This window comes from Nocardia sp. SSK8, assembly GCF_037034205.1.
GTDB lineage: Bacteria > Actinomycetota > Actinomycetes > Mycobacteriales > Mycobacteriaceae > Nocardia.
This window is the reverse complement of the sequence record NZ_JBAGKD010000052.1, coordinates 1-230: the sequence shown is the minus strand read 5'-3', so window position 1 is coordinate 230 and position 230 is coordinate 1. Positions and strand designations below refer to the sequence as shown.

1 pseudogene is annotated in these 230 nt (G+C 61.7%); it reads right to left on the bottom strand.

The features are described 5' to 3' along the window. A pseudogene (locus tag WA675_RS27335) lies at positions 1-230 on the bottom strand (serine hydroxymethyltransferase); the annotation flags it as partial.

Genomic DNA, 230 nt, shown 5'->3' with positions numbered 1-230 from the left:
CAGATCCTCGGCCTGCTGACCATCCAGCTCCGAATTACGCAGATCCACCAGCACCAAATGCACATCGGTGCCACCGGTCAACACCGAAATACCCTTGTCCTTGACATCGGCGCCGGTCAGGCGTTCGGCCAGGATGCGCGAACCCGACAGCGTCCGCTGCTGACGATCCTTGAACTCCTCCGACGCCGCGATCTTGAACGCCGCCGCCTTCGCCGCGATCACATGCATCA